A 17,099-nucleotide genomic window follows, 5' to 3' on the forward strand; every position below is an offset into this window, starting at 1 on the left:
CCCGCTACGCGTTGGCATCAGGGCCGGCTACTTGAGCCCGGCGCCCGGCAGCAGTTCCGTCGCGCCGAGGGAGTCCGCCACGAAGGCGTAGTCCCAGGCCCGTTCGCGCCACTGCACGTACCTACCCGAGGCGCCGCCGTGCCCGCCGTCCATCTCGATCTTCATCACCACGGGTTCGGATCCGGTGGTGGTTTCGCGCAGCGCCTGCACCCACTTGGCCGGCTCCACGTAGAGCACGCGGGTGTCATTGAAGGAAGTCACCGCGGCGATCTTCGGGTAGGCCACGGCGCGGATGTTCTCGTACGGCGTGTAGGACTTCATGTAGGCGTACGCCTCGGGATCGGTGATGGGGTTGCCCCATTCCTCCCACTCCAGCGCGGATAGCGGAAGGTCCGGGTCCAGGATGCTGGTGAGTGCGTCCACGAACGGCACCTGCGCCACCACGGCCGCGTATTTCTCTGGCGCCAGGTTGGCCACGGCGCCCATCAGCAGGCCGCCAGCGGAGCCACCCATCGCGGCGATCCGGCCCGGTGCCACCCAGCCCGATCCCGCCAGCCAGTCGGTGGCGGCCACGAAGTCCGTGAACGTGTTCTTCTTGCTGAGCTTCTTGCCGTCCTCGTACCAGTGCCGGCCGAGCTCGCCGCCGCCGCGGATGTGCGCGATCACCATCACGATGCCGCGGTCCAGCAGGGACAGCCGCGCGACTCCGAAGCCGGGGTCCATGCTGACCTCATAGGAGCCGTACCCGTACACGAGGCCGGCCGCCGTCGAATCCTGCTGAACCGAAACGTGCCGGAGCACGGACAACGGGACCCGGGTGCCGTCGTCGGCAGTTGCCCATTCACGGGTGGCGACGTAGTCCGCCGCGGAGTAGCCGCCCAGCACCGGGCTTTCCTTGCGCAGCAGCAGCTCGCCCTGCGGCTGGTCCGCGGTGGGCAGCACGAAATCGTACACGCGCGACGGCGTGAAGTAGGAGGTGTAGCCCATGCGGACCACCGGGGCCTCGTAGTCCGAGCCCGAAACCCCCGCCGTGTAGAGCTCTTCGTCGAAGGCCGGCTCCACCGCGGCAGCCTGCTCCGGGGTGCCGAGCCCGGCGAGCGGGATCACCTGGACCCGTTCGATCGTGTCCTGCCGGACCGAGACGAGGAGGTGCGTGGCGGTGACGCCCGCGCCGTTGACACGCACGCCGTCGGAATGCGCGACGACGGTGCGCCAGTCTTGCTCGGCGAGGGGCTTGGCGAATTCGGCCGGGTTCACGACGGAGACCATCGAGTTGATGGCGTCCTTGTTGTGGGTGAGGAGGATGGTCTCCGCCTTGCTGCCGCCGGGACCCTCGAGCAGGAAGGGCTCGGCCTCGTACAGCAGGTGCTCGTCGCGGGAAATCACGGTGGTCAGGCCGGCGTCGTAATCGTCGAAGCGCAGCAGGCGGGTCTCGCTGAACTCCGAGCAGCCGATGCTGAGCACCAGGTGGCGGCGGTCCGAGGACAGCTCGAAGCCAAGCCACATGGCGACGTCGTCCTCCTGGTACAGCACCTCGTCCTGCTCCACCGGTGTGCCGAGCACATGTGCCTTGACCTGGTACGGGCGCCAGGAATCGTCCACCACCGTGTAGAAGAGGCGGGCGCCGTCGGGGGAGAAGGCAAGGCCGTAGAAGGCATTCTCGATCACGTCGGGCAGCAGTTCGCCGCTGCGCAGGTCCTTGAAACGCACAGTGAAGCGTTCTTCGCCGGAGTTGTCCACCGCGTACGCGTAGAGGTTCCCGTCGATGGTCACCGCGGTGCCGCCCACGGAGAAGAACGGCTTGCCCTCGGCTTCGGCGTTGCCGTCCAGCAGGACTTCCTCGCCCGGGAGTTCGACGCCGGGCTCGACGGCGGGCGGTGTCCAGTCGGCCACCGGATCGCCGGAGTCATGCGCCTGCACCCGGCATTGGATGCCGTATTCCTTGCCCTCCACCGAACGGGTGTAGTACCACCAGCCGTCCTTGCGGCCCGGCACGGAAAGATCGGTTTCCAAGGTGCGGCCCTTGATCTCCTGGAAGATGGCCTCACGCAGCGGTTCCTGGTGGGCGGTCACGGCTTCCTGGTAGGCGTTCTCGGCCTTGAGGTGCTCCACGACCTCGGGGGACTCCTTGTCCCGCAGCCACTCGTAGTTGTCCACGAAGACGTCCCCGTGGTGTTCCCGCGTGGACGGGACCTTCTTGGCGACAGGCGGCACGGCCGTGGTGTTCTGCAGCGGAGTCTGGGTCATGGACTCAATATATAGAGCAGCGCGGGCGAAACGGCGGGCGTTCGCTACCGGGGAAGCCGGCTATTTGGGAAGCTGGCCCAGCCGGTCCTTGGCCAGCGCGTCCGCCACCTGGGCGATCCCGTTGTAGTCCGGCAGGACGATCGACTGGCCGTCCGGCGAGGTGCCGGTTCCCGCCGTCGGGAGGGTAGTGAAGGACGCCGTTCCCGGGTCGATGCCGCGCAGCGCATACGCGATGCCCGCGAGCTTCATGACGTCCAGGCCGTTGTCGAGGATCAGCCGCGGGGCCACCTTGGTGACGAACGCGAGCGTCTTCCCGGCGTCCTTGAGGACTCCGGAGGTGCGCAGCTTGGCCATGACCGCCCGGATGAACTCCTGCTGGTTGCGCACGCGCTGGTAGTCGCCGTCCGAGAAGGCGTAGCGCTCGCGCACGAATTCGAGGGCATTCTGGCCGTTGAGGCGGTTGATGCCGCGCGTGAAGGTGTGGCGGGTGTCGTGCGTGGAGGTGAAGGGGGCCCTTACGTTCACCTCGATGCCGCCCAGCCCGTCCACGATGGCGCGGAAGTTGTCGAAGTCCACCATGACGCTGTAATTGATGCGGGTCCGGAGCAGGTCCTGGACAGTTCTCTCCACCAAAGCGGTGCCGCCGAACTGCAGGCTGGCGTTGATCTTGGAGCCGCCGTACCCGGGAATGTCCACCCAGAGGTCGCGCATGATCGAGATGCCGTAGATCTTCTTCCGGTCGGCCGGGATGTGCATCAGCATGAGGGAGTCCGCGCGGTGGTCCACCTGCCCGCCGGTGGCGGCTGCCTTCTTGGTGGCCTCCTTGGCGTTGCCGCGGATGTCGCTGCCGATCACCAGGATGTTCACGGGGCCGGCGGGCAGACCGGGCAGGGCCAGCGGCGGGGTGGGCCGGTCCGCCTTGAGCAGGGACCCGGGCGGTACGGTGATGCCGGGCTCCGATCCCTGGCTCGACGACGACGGCGCCGCGGCCGGCGGGGCGGGCCGGTTGATGCTCACAAGGACTCCGGCGGTCACGGTGCCGAGCGCCACGACCACGGCAAGCGCGGCGACGATTGCCCTGCGTCCGTGCATGAGGCTTTTCAGGAACTCGGCGCTGAGCCATTTCTCCATGTCCGGAAACTACCACCGGCGGCAGCCAAAACGGGCGTGTCGCAGGATGCAATTTGGCAACGGCCCCCTGGACGCCCCGGCGCCAGCCGCTAAACCTCCGGGGTCAGAGTCTTCCGGAACAGCACTGCACCGTTGGCGTTGCGCAGGCTCGCGTTGAAGGTACCGTCGGCGCCGAGCTCCACATGCCCGAAGTACTGGTTCTCGCCATCGCGCGGGGACTCGCCGGCGAAGCGTCCGGCCTTGGAGAAGACCACCTCCGGGCCGAAAGTGCCGTCCATCGCGTTGGGGCCGAAGGAGCCGGCGTTGATGGGCCCGGCCACGAACTCCCAGAACGGATCGAAGTCGGTGAAGGCTGCCCGCTCGGGGGAGTAGTGGTGCGCGGCGCAGTAGTGCACGTCCGCGGTGAGCCACACGGTGTTCTTCACTCCATGCTGCTTGAAGGCGCTAAGCACGCTGGCGATTTCCAGTTCCCGTCCCAGCGGCGCGCCGTCCTCGCGGTTGGACAGGCTCTCCTGGTTCACGGGTCCGTCCGGCACGATGATCCCCAGCGGCAGGTCGGCGGCGATGACCTTCCACGTGGCCGTGGAGTTCCGGACTTCGCGGATCAGCCAGTCCACCTGTTCCTGGCCCAGGATGCGGGTGGCGTACGGCTCCTTCCCGTCCGTGTTGGGGGATTTGAAGGTGCGCATGTCCAGGCAGAAGACGTCCAGCTGCGGTCCGCGGGAGATCTTCCGGTAGATGCGCGCGGGCTGGTAGCTGCCGCCGTCGAACGTTCCCGGGCGCCAGAGCGCGGCGCTGTCCGCGATCGGCATGTTCTCCTGCCACGCCTGGCGTCCGCGCGCGGCGAGCACGTTGACGTTCCGCTCGGCGTAGCGGGCATCGTCGATGATCTGCCCCGGGTACCAGTTGTTGTGGGTTTCGTGGTCGTCCCACTGGGCGATCACGGGGACGTCGGCGAACATGGCGCGCATGTTCGCGTCCATCGAGTTGTAGCGGTGCCGGCCGCGGAATTCCTTGAGGGTTTCGGCCACCTTGGAGACTTCCTCGGTGACGACGTTGCGCCAGACCTGCCCGTCTTTTTCGGTGACCGTGGCGGCGATGGGGCCGTCGGCGTAGATGGTGTCGCCCGAGTGGATGAAGAAGTCGGGGCGGACCTGGTGCATGGCCTGGTAGCCGCGCATTCCGCCGATGTCCTGGTTGATGCCCCAGCCCTGGCCGGCGGTGTCGCCGGTCCAGACGAAGCTTTGCGTGCCCGACGACGGCGCGCCGCCGCCTGCCGCTGCTCCCGCACCGCCGCCCGGGGTGCCGCCGCCGGTGCCCGGTGCCGTGCGGAAGGTGCCCTGCTGCGTCTCGCTGATAGCGCCGCCGTCGTCCTCGAATCCGACGGTGTAGGCGAAGCGGGTGCCGGCCGGGAGTCGGTCCGCGTGGATCTTGGCGGTGAAGTCGGTGGCCTCGGTGGCCCAGGACCCACGCAGCACCCGGCTGAAGGCGAATCGGCCGCGCAGGATGTTGCCGGCGTCGTCCACGGCGCGCAGTGTGGCGGTGATCCGGCCCTGTCCTGAGGCGCGGGACCAGAGCACGGCGGAGGAGGAAGTGACGTCTCCGCTGGCGATGCCGCTGGGCAGGGTGAGGCGCTTGCGGACGAGGGGGATGCCTGCCGGGGCGGCCTGCGCGGGCGCGGTGCCCGCGGCCGTGATGCCGCCGGAAACAGCGATGGCGGCCAGGGAGCTCTTGAGGAGGGAACGGCGCGGGAAACCAGTCATGCGACCACTGTGGCCGCTGCCGGTGAACGAGCGGTGAGTCCGGGGTTAAGGTTCCGGACCCTGCAGGGAATGCTCGGGGGCCTGCTTCGTTGCCTGCCTGGTTCGGGGCGGATGCTTGACGCCGCTCGCTGCTTCCGCATATTCTGAACGAACGGTCGGTAAATATATAGGAGCAACCATGGCATCGCAGAACCTGCAATCTGTGCCCGCTGAGCTGTCCCCCGAAGAGCAGGAACGGGAACGCGCGGGCCAGGCGTACTTTGACCGGATCATCGCGGAAGATTCGCGCATCGAACCCCGCGACTGGATGCCGGAGGCGTACCGCAGGACGCTGCTGCGCCAGGTCTCCCAGCACGCGCATTCGGAGATCATCGGCATGCAGCCCGAAGCCAACTGGATCACCCGGGCCCCCAGCCTGAAGCGCAAGGCCATCCTCATGGCCAAGGTGCAGGACGAAGCAGGCCACGGGCTCTACCTGTACTCGGCCGCCGAAACCCTGGGACAGAGCCGCGACAAGATGATGCAGGACCTCATCGACGGCAAGGCCCGCTACTCCTCGATCTTCAACTACCCCGCGGTGACCTGGGCGGACATGGGCGCGATCGGCTGGCTCGTGGACGGCGCCGCGATCTGCAACCAGGTGCCCCTGTGCCGGGCCTCCTACGGACCCTACGGACGCGCCATGGTGCGCATCTGCAAGGAAGAATCCTTCCACCAGCGCCAGGGCTTCGAGATCCTGCTGGAACTGTCCAACGGCACCCCCGCCCAGAAACAGATGGCACAGGACGCCGTCAACCGCTGGTACGCACCGGCCCTCATGATGTTCGGTCCGCCGGACGACGATTCGCCCAACTCCAAGCAGTCCATGGCCTGGAACATCAAGCGCTTCAGCAACGACGAACTCCGCAGCCGCTTCGTCGGCATGATGGTGGAGCAGGTCAAGGTCCTGGGCCTGACCCTGCCGGACGAGGACGTCCGCTTCAACGAGGAAACCAAGAAGTGGGAGCACGGCCCGCTGGACTGGAATGAATTCAAGGACGTCCTGGCCGGCAAGGGCCCCTGCAACTCGCAGCGCATGGAACGCCGTCGCCAGGCTCACGAAGACGGTGCCTGGGTCCGCGAAGCCGCCGCAGCCTACGCCGCCAAGCAAGCACAGAAGGAACACGCAGCATGACAACCGAGTCCCATTCCAAGGAAACCCCCTGGCCCCTCTGGGAAGTCTTCGTGCGCTCCAGCCGCGGCCTCTCCCACGTGCACGCCGGTTCGCTGCACGCGCCGGACGCCACCATGGCCCTGCGCAACGCCCGCGACCTCTACACCCGCCGCAACGAAGGCGTGTCCATCTGGGTGGTGCCGGCCGAGGCGATCTCCTCCAGCGACCCCGATTCGAAGGGTTCCTTCTTCGAATCCCCGCAGGGCAAGGACTACCGCCACGCCACCTACTACACCAAGAGCGAAGGCGTGAGGCACCTGTGACGAGCGAACACACCACCGACTTCGCGATCGAAGGCCACGGCGACATCTCCGTGGGCGTCAGCGGAGCCGGCGCCTCCGGCGACGGCTCGGCAAGCGCCACGCGTATCACCCCCGGCAACGCCCTGCGCCCGGAGGACATCGCCCTCGAAGTACGCCGCGGCACTGCGAAGCCCGCCGAAGACGTGGCCGAGTACGCCCTGCGCCTCGGCGACGATGCCCTGATCCTCGCCCAGCGACTGGGCCACTGGATCTCCCGCGCCCCCGAGCTCGAAGAAGACATCGCCCTGGGCAATATCGCCCTGGACGAGCTGGGCCACGCCCGCTCCTTCCTTAGCTATGCAGGCGGCGCCTGGGACAAGAGCGAAGACGAGCTGGCGTACTTCCGCCGCGAGCCGGAATTCCGCTCGGCACACCTCTTCGAACAGCCCAACGGGGACTTCGCCGTGACCATCGCGCGGCAATTCATCGTGAGCTACTACCAGTTCGAGCTCTACAAGCGCCTCAGCGGCTCCGCCGACGCCACCATCGCCGCGATCGCCGCGAAGGCCCTCAAGGAAGTGGACTACCACCGCGACCACAGTGCCCAGTGGGTGCTGCGCCTGGCCGGCGGCACCGAGGAATCCCGGCGCCGGATCATCCAAGGCTTCCGGCTGCTGTGGCCTTACGTCGACGAGCTTTTCGAAGACGACGAGCTCACGGCACGCCTGGCCGACGCCGGCACCGGCGTCCAGCCCTCCAGCCTGCGCGAAGACTTCGACCGCCTCACCGGTGAGGTGCTGGCCGAAGCCGACCTCGCCGGCGAATACGCCGACGGCGGCCTGGGCCTGGACCGCATCCCGCAGTCCCTCGGGGGCGGCCGGCGCGGCAAGCACTCCGAACACCTCGGCTACGTGCTCGCCGAAATGCAGGTCCTCGCCCGCGAACATCCCGGAGCAAGCTGGTGACCAGCGTGGAAACCGTCCTGACACCTGCGGAGCAGCGGAACCCGGCCGAACAGGAAGCGTGGGAACTCGCCGCCACGGTCTGCGACCCGGAGATCCCGGTCCTCACCATCGAGGACCTCGGGATCCTCCGCGCCGTGCAGGTGGTGGATGGCAGGGCTGAGGTCACCATCACGCCCACCTACTCAGGCTGCCCGGCGATGGACGCGATCAGCGACGATCTGAAGTCCGCGTTCACCACGGCAGGCTACGCGGACGTCCGCGTGAACCTGGTGCTGGCACCGGCCTGGACCACTGACTGGATGACGGAATCCGGCAAGGCGAAGCTGCAGCAGTACGGCATCGCGCCGCCGTCGGGCAATTCCCGGGCGGGTGGCCACTCCGGCCCCGTCCGGTTGAGCCTGGCGGTCAAATGCCCGCAGTGCTCGTCGCTGAACACCAAGGAACTGACCCGCTTCGGCTCCACGTCCTGTAAGGCGCTGTACGTCTGCCAGGACTGCAAGGAACCGTTCGACTACTTCAAAGTGCTGTAAACGAAAAAGGTAGCCAGATGACCACCGAAACCCCCACGGCCAGCCGCCGTCGCGCGTCCTTCCACAGCCTCGCCGTCTCCGAGGTGCGGCGCCTGACCGAGGACGCCATCGAAGTCACCTTCGCCGTCCCCTCGGAGCTGGCAGGACAGTACGACTACCTCCCCGGCCAGTACGTGGCCCTGCGGACCACGCTCCCGGACGAATCCGGCGAGCCGCACGAAGTCCGGCGCAGCTACTCGATCTGCGCAGAGCCGCGCAGCTTCGAGGACGGCAGCAGCGAAATCCGGGTGGCCATCAAGAAGGACCTCGGCGGCATCTTCTCCACCTGGGCCAACGCCGAGCTCACGGCCGGGGACACGCTGGATGTGATGAGCCCGCAGGGTGCCTTCATCTCCAAGCACGGCAAGGACGGCTCCACCGTGCAGCACAACGTCATGAACTCCATGAACAACCCGCAGCAGATGGCAGGCGAACTCGCCGGCGACGCCGGTTCCTTCGTGGCCATCGCCGCCGGGTCCGGGATCACCCCGGTGATCGCGATCGCGCGGACCCTGCTGGCCGCCAACCCGGACACCCGCTTCGACCTGATCTACGCCAACAAGGCCGCCATGGACGTGATGTTCCTCGAGGAGCTGGCGGACCTGAAGGACAAGTACCCGTCCCGACTGGCCCTGCACCACGTGCTGTCCCGCGAACAGCGGATCGCGCCGCTGATGACCGGCCGGATCGACTCCGAGAAGCTGCAGGCACTGCTGTCTTCCGCCATCCACGCCGAGGACATCGACGAATGGTTCCTCTGCGGGCCGTTCGAACTGGTCCAGCTGTGCCGCGACACCCTTGCTGCCCGCGGCGTGAAGCCGGAAAACGTGCGCTTCGAACTGTTCACCACCGGCCGCCCGGACCGCCCCGAAGGCAACGCCGGCCGGCCCGTCATCGCGGACGAGTCCGAGGACACCTACAAGATCACCTTCAAGTTGGACGGCCTCAGCGGCGAGGTAGCCAGCCCCACCCACGCCCGCGAATCCATCCTCAACGCCGCGCTGCGCGTACGGCCCGACGTGCCCTTCGCCTGCGCCGGCGGAGTCTGCGGCACCTGCCGCGCCAAGCTGGTCAGCGGCACCGTCACCATGGACGAAAACTACGCGCTGGAGCAGGATGAGCTGGACAAGGGCTACGTGCTCACCTGCCAGTCCCACCCGACCAGCGAGAACGTCACCGTCGACTTCGACGTCTAAGTCTTCAGCCAACCCACCGACAGCCAAGGAACCCAGCATGATTGAGCTCTCCATCGCCGGCGGGATCGCCGAGATCGTCCTGAACGCGCCCCAGAAGCTGAACTCCCTCAACGAAGAGGCGCTCGCCGAACTGGACAAAGCGTACGACGACGCCGCTGCCGCCGCCGGCCGCGGGGAAGTGCGAGCGCTGCTCCTGCGCGGAGAGGGCCGCGCCTTCTGTGCCGGCCGGGACATCGCCGGCGTGACCCCGGAGAGCGACGACGCCCAGGCCTACCTCGGCGGCCTGGTGGAGCCGCTGCTGAAGAAGATGGCGGCCTTCCCGGCGCCGACCTTCGCCGCGGCGCACGGGGCTTGCCTCGGCGTCGGGCTCGGGCTGCTGCTGGCCACGGACGTTGTGTACGTGGCGGAGAACGCCAAGTTCGGCTCGCCCTTCGCCAAGCTGGGCGCCACCTTGGACTCCGGTGGCCACTGGTACTTCACCGAGCGGCTGGGCATGCACCGCACGCTGGACCTGATCTACACGGCCGACCTCATGAGCGGCAGCGAGGCCGTGGCGCAGGGCCTGTTCAGCCGGGCGATGCCGGACGATTCGCTGCTCTCCGTGACCCGCGCCATCGTTGAACGCGTGGCGGTTGGTGCAACCGGGGCGTTCACCGCCAGCAAGGAACTCGTGGCGCACATCCGTGACCAGCGACTGGGACTCTGGGCGTCGATGGCCGAGGAGAACACCGAGCAAGCCCGGCTGTGCAAGAGCGAGGACTACGCCGAGGGTTTCCGCGCCTTCCAGGAGAAGCGGGCACCGGTCTTCAAAGGTTAGGGCTCCAAGGGCCAGGGATGGCAAGGCTCCGGGGTTCCCGTAGGGAATTGCCCGGAGCCTTGCCACGCGTGGAGGGATTACCTCCCGCGGTATTGACTCAGCAGCTGAGCGCCACTGGGCTTGTCAGGCCGTTCGGATCGGTCTTCGAGCAGCTGAAGATCACCGTTCCGACAGGCTGTTCGATCACCAGCGAGATCGATGTCACCGTCAACACGGGGTTCACGCCGGTCCAGTTGCTGTTTGCGCATCCGGCCTGGGCGGCAGTGACAGTGCCGGGGGCCGAGAGCACAGCTGGATTGGTGTTGAGGGTGAGGTTGCCGTTCTTGATGGCATCGCTGTCGATCAGCGTCGGTGCCACGGCCGGGCCGATCAGGACCTTGTTCTGTCCCGGTGCGACGTTTCCGCCCTGGTTCTTGCACTGATAGACGGCGAACCCGGAAACGCTGACGGTCGCGAGAAGGTCATCGTTCCCGAGTCCGGCGAGGACCGCCCTGCAGGTGGTGGTTGCTGTGGATCCGCTGATGCTCACGGTACAGACGGGGTCGCCGCCCTTTTTGAAGTGCGGGCTGCTCGCCTGGGCCGCCGACACCCCGGCTGTGAACACGAGCAAGAACGCTGCGCACAGCATCAGGAATTGCTTGAGGATCTTGTTCATGATTTGACCTTTGGAGCCATTGTTCCGCCACGCTAACGTGGCACTCCATCTCGGACAGCGACTGCGGCGCCGTTGTCCGACCTCAGTCCGCTGCCCCCCAGAAACATGGGCAAATCGGGGCCGGAATCCTAGGACTCCGTGCCCTCCACGGGCCGGCATCGTCGGCTCCGACGCGATAGGAGCGTCCGGTGCCGGTTCAAGGCTACGCCGCCGTTAGGGGTCCCGGAAGACGACGCAGCCTGCGAAAAATTGTCTTCGCGCCGCTGTTCCCGACCCATGTCTCAGCAGCGGAAGTAGTGGTTTCGTGCAGGTTGTTGGTGGGGGCGATGTGGGTGGGGGATGGACCAGAGCACCCCGGTTTGGACCTCGGTTGGACATCGTTGCCAAACAGAAGGACGTCTTGCTGACGGCAGTTCAATCCTAAAATGGCGGTGGCTTGTTGCCGGTACCGACGGTGGTTGTCGCGGGTATAGGCGGGTGGTCCGTGTTGCGTCGGCCGGTGGGGCTTATCCATTCCAGAACCCCAGCTCCGGTTTGCCGGACCTTCCACCGTGAATGGTGCTTGAGCATGTGGTGGCGCCGGCAGAGCCCGGCGAGGTTGCCGGCTTCCGTTGCCCCGCCAAAGGCCGCGTCGTGCGTGTGGTCCAGATCCAGGTCGCTGGCCTTGATCCCGCACCCGGGGAAACGGCATCTGGTGTCGCGGGCCGCAAGCAAGCGTTTGAGGTCCTCGCCGGGCCGGTATCTGTCCACGGCGAGGACGGCGCCAGTGATGGGGTCGGTGAGGACCCTGTTCCACGCGGTGGCTTGCCCGGCGAGGATTCTGGCGGTGGCGGGGTCGATGGGGTGGAATCCTTCGAGCTCGGCGGCGACCTGTGAGGCCACGGTGTCCGGGGCTCCGGCTCTGGCGGTCTTGCCCGATGCGTCGTTGCCTGATGCGTCGGTCCGGAAAGCCCCGCCAGCTGAGCCATTGGACGTCGCGGCGCCTTCCTGGCCGATCAGGGTGAGCACGGGGACGGTGACGTCCACGCGTGCGGTGATAGCTGCGAGGAGCCCGTCCGGAGTGTCGTGCGCGGTGGGGGCGCCGCGCAGCAGAAGCTCCGACAGCAGGTCGGCGCGCAGCTGGTCGGTGTTCCGGTTCTCCTCATGGCTCCGGCCCGGCGCCGCCGAGCCGACTGGTCGCCCGGTTTCGGCGCATGCCTCATCGTGTGCCCGGGCCATCTGGGTGAGCCGGTCATGAATGCCGTACGCAACAGCTGCGGGCAGGATGGCGGCGAGTTCGGCCATGCCGTCGGGTAGTGGCATCACCCGTACACAACGATCCGAAACGGCCCGTTCATGCCGGGTGGCCAGGGGCTCGGGTTGGGCTTTCTCTGCTTCCCGGACGGCAAGGCGGCGCACGCGGCCGGGCGCCTGCTTCTCGGCGCAGGGCACTACCACGGACTCGTACCGCGCCAAGTCGGTAGGATCATCCAGCGGTGCCCCGGCATCCTGGATCACCCGGGCGTGGGCCAGGCTAATCCGGCCCTGAGCCAACGCGTGGAACGTGGCGGGGAAGCGGTCCAACAGCTCCACGGCTTGGCCCATCTGCCGCTGGATGGTGCGGTCGTTCGCCCGGGTCGCCGTCGCGATCTCGGCCGCCACGGCGCGTTGGGCCAGCTCCGCCGCGTCCCACCGCGCACCCTTGAACCCGGCCGGCGCGGCGCCGTCGTCGTCCTTGTCCTCCGCAGCCATCACCTCCGCCACGCGGGACGCAAGGGCGAGCGTGTATTCCCGCAATGCCTGGAGGCTGGCGATCGCCGACTCGAGGGATCCAAGAGTGGAGACCATTCCGTCCAGCACAGCCAGGGGGGCGAACGCCGCGTCAGATTGCGGCGTCCCCTCGCTCAAGCTGCTGGTCTTCTCCATGAATCCATCACATCACCGAGCTACGACATTATTAGGCCGCGCGGCCCGGCCTGCGTTGTTGGGGGTGACGTTGAGCCCGCCGCCTCCCGGCACAGCCACCCTCGGCGTAGCCTGATGCCATGCCTTCCGAGCTGCGCAGCGTAAATCTTCGCACCGGCATCACGGTTCCGTGCCTGATCCAAAGACCAGCCGACGTCCGCGCGCCGACCGGGAGCGGCGCATCGGATGTGAACCACGCCCCGCCGCTCCTCCTGCTGCACGCCTGGGGCGAGTCCCGCAAGAGCTTCGGCCGGCTGCTGCCGCTCCTGCCGCCGTCGTTCACTGTCCTCGCGCCGGACCTGCGCGGCCAGGGCGGCGCAGACAAACCCGAGGACGGGTACTCGCTCGCGCAGATGGCGGACGACGTCGCCGCCCTCCTTGAGGCCCTCGGCGTCGCCTCCGCCTGTGTGCTGGGCTCCTCCAGCGGCGGCTACGTGGCACAGCAGCTGGCCGTCGACCGCCCGGAGCTGGTGGACTCCCTGATCCTCGTGGGCGCACCCCTCAGCCTGCACAGCCGGCCGGCCTTCGCCGCCGAGGTCGAGAAGCTGGATGATCCCGTGGACGAACAATGGGTGCGGGATTCGCTGTCCTGGTTCCAGCTGCTGCACACCGTGCCCGCGTGGTACATCGAGGACCGGGTGCAGGACGGCGTGGCGATGCCGGCACGGGCGTGGAAGGGGATCCTGGACGGCCTGTGCGACGCGGTGCCGCCCACGGAACAGGGGTCCATCTCGGTGCCCACGCTGATCCTGTGGGGTGCCCACGACGCCCTGCTCCCGCGCAGCCACCAGGAGACGCTCGCAGCCCGGATCCCGGGTGCGCAGCTGGTCATTTACGGCGCCACGGGACACATTGTGCTGTGGGAATGCCCGGAACGCATTGCGGAAGACGTGGCTGTATTCCTCGGGAAGGGGCCAGGGACCGGATCAGTCCCCAAGAACCAGGCGTGACACGTACTCCTTGAGCCGCCCGGCCGCCGGCGGCGGGAAGAAGCCGGACGCCTCGATCCCCGCGAGGTCCAGGGTGCTGTCCAAGGGACGGGGCGCCGCCTGCTTGCCCTGAAAGTATTCGGCACTGGAGACACCGGCGACATCGCTGCGGGGCCGCCCGCAAAGTTCGAAGACGTCCGCCGCGATGTCCGCCCAGCTTTGCGCGGGGCCGCTGTTGGAGAGGTTGTAGCTGCCATAAGGCGCCTTGGAGTCCAGCAGGTGCCTGATCCCGGCGGCAAGGTCCTCGGCGAAGGTGAGCCTGCCGGTCTGGTCATTGACCACGGACGGCTTCACGCCCCGCTCCGCAAGGGAGGCCATGGTGCGGACGAAGTTCTTCCCGTCGCCCACCACCCAGCTGCTGCGCACCAGGTAGTGCCGGGGCACGACGCTGACAGCGGCCTCGCCCGCGGCCTTCGACTGCCCGTACACCCCGAGCGGCGCCCACGGACCCGCATCGGCGTGCGGCCCCGCCAGCCCGTCGAAGACGTAGTCGCTGGAAACGTGCACCAGGGTGAGCCGGTGCTCGACGGCGGTACGCGCCAGCCGCACCACGGCTGCGGCGTTGATCGCCCAGGCCGAGCGGCGCCCCTCGGGCGTCTCGGCGTCGTCGACGGCGGTGAACGCGGCGGCGTTGATGACCGCCTCATAGTCGCGCCAGTCCCGCGACGCGAAGGCTTCCGGGGAAGCGAGGTTGAATCTGTCCCGCCCGGCGAACTCGACGGCGGGATCGCCGTCGTACACGTCCCGCAGCGCCCGGCCCAGCTGCCCGTCGGCGCCGAGCACCAGCGTCCGCCGCGGCGGCACCGGCACCACCCCGGCCAGCCGCGGGTGCCCGCGGTCCTTGTCCGAAACCTCGGCCCGCTCCAGCCGAAGCGGCCAAGGGACGGCCACGGTCTCATCGGCCGGATTCAGGAGCGTGTACTTCGCCTCCGGCGACCAGTGCTCGTTGACCAGGTAGGAGTACACGGTGTTGTCTTCCAGGGTCTGGAAGGCGTTGCCCACCCCGCGCGGCACGAATACGGCCGTGCCTGGATCCAGCTCCGCGGTGAACAGGCGCCCGAAACCCTGCCCCTCGCGCAGGTCCACCCAGGCACCGAAGGCCCGGCCCGCCACGACGGAGACGAGCTTGTCCCACGGCTCGGCATGGATGCCGCGCGTGGTGCCTGCCGCGGCGTTGAATGAGACGTTGTTCTGGACCGGCCCGAAGTCCGGCAGGCCCAGCTCGGTCATGGCCCGGCGCTGCCAGTTTTCCTTGAACCAGCCCCGGTTGTCGCCGTGCACCGGCAGCTCCACCAGCAGCAGGCCCGGGATCGTCGTCTCCCGGACCGCAAGCCCGCTCACGCGGTTCCTTCCGCGGCCTGCGACTGCAGGCGCCGTGCCTGTTCGAGATAGCGGGCCTCCGCCGCCTCCTTCTGCGGCCGCCACCAGTCCTGGTTGTCGCGGTACCAGGCGATCGTGGCGTCCAGTCCCGCGGCGAAGTCGGAGTACGACGGCGTCCAGCCCAGTTCCGCGCGCAGCTTCGACGAATCGATGGCGTAGCGGAGGTCGTGGCCGGGGCGGTCGGGAACGTGGTCGTAGGCTCCCGGGTCCTCGCCCATGCGCTCGAGCACCAGTTCCACCACATCCTTGTTGGACCGTTCGCCGTCCGAGCCCACCAGGTAGGTTTCGCCGATCCTGCCCTTCTCCAGGATGGCCAGGACCGCGGAGGAGTGGTCGTCCACGTGGATCCAGTCCCGCACGTTCCGCCCCGCGCCGTAGAGCTTGGGCCGCACGCCGTCCAGGACGTTGGTGATCTGGCGCGGGATGAACTTCTCCACGTGCTGGTACGGGCCGTAGTTGTTGGAGCAGTTGCTGATGGTGGCGCGTAGCCCGAAGGAGCGCACCCAGGCCCGGACCAGGAGGTCGGAGGCGGCCTTTGTGGAGGAGTACGGGCTGGACGGGTTGTACGGGGTGGCCTCGGTGAACCGTTCCGGATCGCCCAGCGGGAGGTCGCCATAGACCTCGTCGGTGGAGATGTGGTGGAAACGGGTGCCGTGCCGCCGGGCGGCCTCGATCAGGGTGTACGTGCCCGTCACGTTGGTGTCCAGGAAGGGCCGCGGCTCGTGGAGGGAGTTGTCGTTGTGGGACTCGGCGGCGAAGTGGACCACGGCGTCAACCGCAGCCACCAGCCCGTCCACCAGTCCGGCGTCGGCGATGTCCCCGTGCACGAAACGGAAGCGCGCCGGCGGCAGCCCCGCGAGCGATTCCAGGTGCCCGGCATACGTCAGGGCGTCCAGGACCGTGATCTCGTAAGCCGTGTGCGCCAAGGCGTAACGGACGAAGTTGGACCCGATGAATCCGGCCCCGCCCGTGACGAGGATCTTCTCCATGGATCCATACTCTAGCCTTGCGGAAGCCATGCCGGGAGGACATGATGTGGCGTATGCGCGGGATCATCCTCGCCGGGGGGACGGGTTCGCGGCTTCACCCGATCACCCTCGGGATCAGCAAGCAGTTGGTGCCGGTGTACGACAAGCCGATGATCTACTATCCGCTGTCCACCTTGATGCTTGCCGGGATCCGCGACATCCTGGTGATCACCACGCCCCGGGACGCCGGGCAGTTCCAGCAGTTGCTGGGCGACGGTTCCCAGTTCGGCATCAGCCTCAGCTACGTCGAGCAGCCCTCGCCCGACGGCCTGGCCCAGGCGTTCATCCTGGGGGAGCAGCACATCGGCAGCGATTCCGTGGCCCTGGTGCTCGGCGACAACATCTTCTACGGCCCCGGCATGGGCCAGCAGCTTGAGCGGTTTACGGACGTCGACGGCGGCGCGGTGTTCGCGTACTGGGTGCAGAACGCGGGGGCGTACGGCGTGATCGAGTTCGACGACGCCGGGCAGGCCATCTCGCTCGAGGAAAAGCCGGCCAACCCGAAGAGCAATTACGCGGTTCCCGGGCTCTACTTCTACGACAACGACGTCGTCGACATCGCCAGGGGGCTGCGCCCGTCCGACCGCGGCGAACTGGAAATCACGGACATCAACCTGACGTACCTGAAGAACGGAAAGCTGCACGTCGAGGTGCTGCCCCGCGGCACCGCCTGGCTGGATACGGGGACTTTCGCCGACCTGAACGATGCCTCAAGCTTCGTGCGTACGGTGGAGAACCGGCAGGGCTTCAAGATCGGCGCGCCCGAGGAAATCGCGTGGCGCCAGGGTTACATCTCCGCAGAGGACCTCCGCCACCGCGCCGAAACGCTGCTGAAGAGCGGTTACGGTAAGTACCTGCTGGGCTTGCTGGAGTCCTAGGAGAGTGCTGAACTAATCGGCGGTTGGGGGCGCGTCGGCTGGACTGGTGAGTCTGGTGGTTAAGACTGGTCTTATGCAGGGA

General features: G+C 67.7%; 15 protein-coding genes. 8 read left to right on the plus strand and 7 right to left on the minus strand.

Features of this window, described 5'->3' with window-relative positions:
* Positions 1–27: 27 nt before the first annotated feature.
* The 3 genes from D3654_RS18410 to D3654_RS18420 all read right to left on the minus strand — a co-directional run bounded on the left by D3654_RS18410 (position 28) and on the right by D3654_RS18420 (position 5,141).
* Positions 28–2,247 (minus strand): S9 family peptidase, encoded by a 2,220-nt coding sequence (locus tag D3654_RS18410; RefSeq protein ID WP_120522910.1) that lies wholly within the window; start codon positions 2,245–2,247, stop codon positions 28–30.
* Positions 2,248–2,307: 60 nt separating this feature from the next.
* On the minus strand, positions 2,308–3,378 hold the full coding sequence (locus D3654_RS18415) for an LCP family protein (protein ID WP_120522911.1): 1,071 nt from the start codon (positions 3,376–3,378) through the stop codon (positions 2,308–2,310).
* A gap of 89 nt (positions 3,379–3,467) precedes the next feature.
* Positions 3,468–5,141 carry an alkaline phosphatase D family protein gene (locus D3654_RS18420; RefSeq protein WP_120522912.1) on the minus strand — a complete coding sequence of 558 codons (1,674 nt, stop codon included), beginning with the start codon at positions 5,139–5,141 and terminating at the stop codon, positions 3,468–3,470.
* A 178-nt stretch (positions 5,142–5,319) separates the two neighbouring features.
* On the opposite strand from D3654_RS18420, the gene paaA reads away from it, so the two are divergent.
* Genes paaA through D3654_RS18450 form a run of 6 tightly spaced genes read left to right on the plus strand, consistent with a single transcriptional unit; the run spans position 5,320 to position 10,143 of the window.
* Positions 5,320–6,315 carry a 1,2-phenylacetyl-CoA epoxidase subunit PaaA gene (paaA, locus tag D3654_RS18425; RefSeq protein ID WP_120522913.1) on the plus strand — a complete coding sequence of 332 codons (996 nt, stop codon included), beginning with the start codon at positions 5,320–5,322 and terminating at the stop codon, positions 6,313–6,315.
* Entirely contained in the window at positions 6,312–6,617 is a 306-nt protein-coding gene (paaB, locus tag D3654_RS18430; RefSeq protein ID WP_120522914.1) for a 1,2-phenylacetyl-CoA epoxidase subunit PaaB, read from the plus strand. Before paaA ends, paaB begins: the two co-directional genes overlap by 4 nt.
* Entirely contained in the window at positions 6,614–7,561 is a 948-nt protein-coding gene (gene paaC / locus D3654_RS18435; protein WP_120522915.1) for a 1,2-phenylacetyl-CoA epoxidase subunit PaaC, read from the plus strand. The genes paaB and paaC overlap by 4 nt, the downstream gene beginning before the upstream one ends.
* Entirely contained in the window at positions 7,558–8,091 is a 534-nt protein-coding gene (gene paaD, locus D3654_RS18440; RefSeq protein ID WP_162943795.1) for a 1,2-phenylacetyl-CoA epoxidase subunit PaaD, read from the plus strand. The genes paaC and paaD overlap by 4 nt, the downstream gene beginning before the upstream one ends.
* A gap of 17 nt (positions 8,092–8,108) precedes the next feature.
* A complete protein-coding gene (gene paaE, locus D3654_RS18445) occupies positions 8,109–9,326 on the plus strand; it encodes a 1,2-phenylacetyl-CoA epoxidase subunit PaaE (protein WP_120522916.1) in 1,218 nt (405 codons plus the stop codon).
* Positions 9,327–9,363: 37 nt separating this feature from the next.
* Positions 9,364–10,143 carry an enoyl-CoA hydratase/isomerase family protein gene (locus D3654_RS18450; protein WP_120522917.1) on the plus strand — a complete coding sequence of 260 codons (780 nt, stop codon included), beginning with the start codon at positions 9,364–9,366 and terminating at the stop codon, positions 10,141–10,143.
* 97 nt (positions 10,144–10,240) lie between these two features.
* On the opposite strand, the gene D3654_RS18455 is transcribed toward D3654_RS18450, so the two are convergent.
* Together D3654_RS18455 and D3654_RS18460 are read right to left on the minus strand one after the other, a co-directional pair.
* A complete protein-coding gene (locus D3654_RS18455) occupies positions 10,241–10,798 on the minus strand; it encodes a hypothetical protein (RefSeq protein ID WP_120522918.1) in 558 nt (185 codons plus the stop codon).
* Positions 10,799–11,218: 420 nt separating this feature from the next.
* Positions 11,219–12,703: an HNH endonuclease signature motif containing protein gene (locus D3654_RS18460; RefSeq protein ID WP_245413324.1), complete on the minus strand. Its 1,485-nt coding sequence runs from the start codon at positions 12,701–12,703 to the stop codon at positions 11,219–11,221.
* A 119-nt stretch (positions 12,704–12,822) separates the two neighbouring features.
* Between D3654_RS18460 and D3654_RS18465 the strand changes: the two genes are divergently transcribed.
* Positions 12,823–13,692, plus strand: a complete 870-nt coding sequence (locus tag D3654_RS18465; protein WP_120522919.1) for an alpha/beta fold hydrolase — start codon at positions 12,823–12,825, stop codon at positions 13,690–13,692.
* On the opposite strand, the gene D3654_RS18470 is transcribed toward D3654_RS18465, so the two are convergent.
* Positions 13,669–15,072 (minus strand): sugar nucleotide-binding protein, encoded by a 1,404-nt coding sequence (locus tag D3654_RS18470; RefSeq protein WP_120522920.1) that lies wholly within the window; start codon positions 15,070–15,072, stop codon positions 13,669–13,671. The genes D3654_RS18465 and D3654_RS18470 overlap by 24 nt on opposite strands.
* Complete coding sequence (gene rfbB / locus D3654_RS18475) at positions 15,069–16,100, minus strand: dTDP-glucose 4,6-dehydratase (RefSeq protein ID WP_120522921.1); 1,032 nt, start codon at positions 16,098–16,100, stop codon at positions 15,069–15,071. Before rfbB ends, D3654_RS18470 begins: the two co-directional genes overlap by 4 nt.
* Positions 16,101–16,153: 53 nt before the next feature.
* Between rfbB and rfbA the strand changes: the two genes are divergently transcribed.
* Positions 16,154–17,017, plus strand: coding sequence for a glucose-1-phosphate thymidylyltransferase RfbA (rfbA, locus tag D3654_RS18480; RefSeq protein ID WP_120522922.1), 864 nt, complete (start codon positions 16,154–16,156; stop codon positions 17,015–17,017).
* Positions 17,018–17,099: the final 82 nt, after the last annotated feature.

It is taken from the genome of Arthrobacter celericrescens, from assembly GCF_003614925.1.
GTDB classification, from domain to species: domain Bacteria; phylum Actinomycetota; class Actinomycetes; order Actinomycetales; family Micrococcaceae; genus Arthrobacter; species Arthrobacter celericrescens.

Bases quoted from the DNA above. Each gene is read 5' to 3' on its own strand.
- D3654_RS18410 (WP_120522910.1), bottom strand. From the start codon at position 2,247: ATGACCCAGACTCCGCTGCAGAACACCACGGCCGTGCCGCCTGTCGCC.
- D3654_RS18415 (WP_120522911.1), bottom strand. From the start codon at position 3,378: ATGGAGAAATGGCTCAGCGCCGAGTTCCTGAAAAGCCTCATGCACGGA.
- D3654_RS18420 (WP_120522912.1), bottom strand. From the start codon at position 5,141: ATGACTGGTTTCCCGCGCCGTTCCCTCCTCAAGAGCTCCCTGGCCGCC.
- paaA (WP_120522913.1), top strand. From the start codon at position 5,320: ATGGCATCGCAGAACCTGCAATCTGTGCCCGCTGAGCTGTCCCCCGAA.
- paaB (WP_120522914.1), top strand. From the start codon at position 6,312: ATGACAACCGAGTCCCATTCCAAGGAAACCCCCTGGCCCCTCTGGGAA.
- paaE (WP_120522916.1), top strand. From the start codon at position 8,109: ATGACCACCGAAACCCCCACGGCCAGCCGCCGTCGCGCGTCCTTCCAC.
- D3654_RS18450 (WP_120522917.1), top strand. From the start codon at position 9,364: ATGATTGAGCTCTCCATCGCCGGCGGGATCGCCGAGATCGTCCTGAAC.
- D3654_RS18455 (WP_120522918.1), bottom strand. From the start codon at position 10,798: ATGAACAAGATCCTCAAGCAATTCCTGATGCTGTGCGCAGCGTTCTTG.
- D3654_RS18460 (WP_245413324.1), bottom strand. From the start codon at position 12,703: ATGGAGAAGACCAGCAGCTTGAGCGAGGGGACGCCGCAATCTGACGCG.
- D3654_RS18465 (WP_120522919.1), top strand. From the start codon at position 12,823: ATGCCTTCCGAGCTGCGCAGCGTAAATCTTCGCACCGGCATCACGGTT.
- rfbB (WP_120522921.1), bottom strand. From the start codon at position 16,100: ATGGAGAAGATCCTCGTCACGGGCGGGGCCGGATTCATCGGGTCCAAC.
- rfbA (WP_120522922.1), top strand. From the start codon at position 16,154: ATGCGCGGGATCATCCTCGCCGGGGGGACGGGTTCGCGGCTTCACCCG.